At 58.8% G+C, this 1828-nt stretch carries 2 protein-coding genes and 1 pseudogene; all 3 read right to left on the bottom strand.

Going from position 1 to position 1828, the window contains the following annotated elements; all coding sequences use genetic code 11:
• Positions 1-203, bottom strand: a pseudogene (locus V6C07_RS00890) (cell envelope integrity protein TolA); the annotation flags it as partial.
• Positions 204-209: 6 nt separating this feature from the next.
• Positions 210-668: a protein TolR gene (tolR, locus tag V6C07_RS00885; protein WP_012624493.1), complete on the bottom strand. Its 459-nt coding sequence runs from the start codon at positions 666-668 to the stop codon at positions 210-212.
• A gap of 1 nt (position 669) precedes the next feature.
• The gene (locus tag V6C07_RS00880) at positions 670-1365 is read right to left on the bottom strand and encodes a MotA/TolQ/ExbB proton channel family protein (RefSeq protein WP_333534511.1); all 696 of its coding nucleotides are present in this window, start codon (positions 1363-1365) and stop codon (positions 670-672) included.
• Positions 1366-1828: the final 463 nt, after the last annotated feature.

Here is a 1828-nt window from a genome sequence, read left to right as displayed (position 1 = left end):
GCGTGTGATCTTCCGATCTCCGGCGCGCCCATATGCCCGAGAATGGGAGACGGCGTGCGGTTACCGCCCGGCGCGCCTTCCACAAGACTGATCATCACAGGCGGCGCGTCCAGCCGTATGGGTGGAGAGCTGGGCCAGAACCAGATAAGCAGAAAAACCGCCAGGTGCAGGCACAGGGAAAGAACGTAGGAGGCCAGGCGCATAGGAACCTACTTCGGGGCACGGGCCGGGGCGTTTTTGCCGCCCTTGGCCGGGGCTTCATCGGGCTGTTCGGCGATCACGCCGAGCTTTTCAATGCCGACGGCCTTGATATGTCCCATCACTTCCACCACTGTGCCGTACGGCACGGCCTTGTCGGCCTGGAGGAAGAGTGTTTTATTTTTTTCTTTGACCAGACGCTGCAGATAGCCCTCAAGGTCTTCCATATTGTCAACGCCGTATTCGTCCAGGTATATCTTGCCGTCACTGCGCACTGTCAGCACCATATGGTCCGCTTCTGTGGGCAGCACTTCCACCTGTGTGGTTTGCGGCAGATCTACCTCAAGCCCCTGGCTCATCATGGGGGTGGCTACCATAAAGATGATAAGCAGCACCAGCATGACGTCCACAAAGGGCGTGACGTTGATTTCCGAAACGAATTTGTTGCCGTTGCCGACACTGGCGCCCATGTTACATCTCCGTTGTGCCCGTGCGCTGCACGGGACGGTGGGCGTTGAGTTCGCGCTGTACGCGGTTCAGAAAAACGCCCGCGAAATTCACAAGCAGGGTGTCCACCTGCGAAAGCTTGCCCATAAAAATGTTGAAGCCGATGGTGGCGGGAACGGCAACGGCCAGACCGATGGCGGTCGCCACCAAGGCTTCAGAAATGCCCGGGGCCACCGTCGCCAGCGAGGCGGACTTGAGCATGCCGATGGAGTGGAAGGAGCTCATGATGCCCCAGACAGTGCCGAAAAGACCGATAAAGGGCGCGGTGTTGGCCGTGGTAGCCAGAAGGGAGAGCGAACGCTGCAAGCGTGCCAGTTCGCTGCCCACACCCTGGCGCAGCGCGCGGCGAACGTTGTCCACCACCACTTCGCTGCTGTTGCCAAGCTCTTTGGAACGGTTAAATTCCAGTACGCCCTGATGGGCGATGTAATAAAGGGGTGAAGACGGGTCGGACCCCAGAGACTGCACGGCTTCGCGCAGGTTGGGGGCCTTCTCGAATCCGGTGGTGCCTTCAAGGGCCTTGTTGTTGGCGGCGCTGAGGGCAAAAAACTTTTGAATCATCAGGCCCCAGCTGGTGATGGACATGACCACCAGAAGCGCCAGCACTGCCTTGGCTACCAGGCTTGCCTGGGCAATCATTGAAAAAAAGCTGAATTCCATAAGGTTCTCCATAAGTGCGCAGCAGCCTTGGTTTTCACAAATCGCCGCAAGTAGTGCCGGAACGCAGGGCGCAAAAAAGCGCCGGCCATGACGGCAGCACCGCCACAGTCGCATAAGGCTCTGGGGCGGAGAATGCAACGAGTGGGGCAAATTTTCAAGATTTTTTTTAGACCTTTTACTCCGGAACCGCTTTGGACGGGGATTTTTTCGCCCGCTGGAGCGGAATGCACCCGCCAGGGATTTTCGGCAAGTCCAGCCGTTTGCTTTAGCCCGGTTTTTCCTGCAGCGGCCGCACGGTTCACGAAAATTTCCGATTCATGGCAAGGGGTTTGGCGCGTCTGCCCACGCAATCCTGCCGTTACGCGATTGGCGCAGTTGGGAATGCCGGTTTATCTGCGCTGCCGCGCGGCCCGCCTGCATGTTTTCCTGTCCGTGGCAGAACGCCCTGCCGCACGGTGGGGCG

The sequence above is a fragment of the Desulfovibrio sp. 1214_IL3152 genome (genome assembly GCF_036763055.1).
Lineage (GTDB): Bacteria > Desulfobacterota > Desulfovibrionia > Desulfovibrionales > Desulfovibrionaceae > Desulfovibrio.
This window is presented reverse-complemented; position numbering and strand designations above follow the sequence as displayed.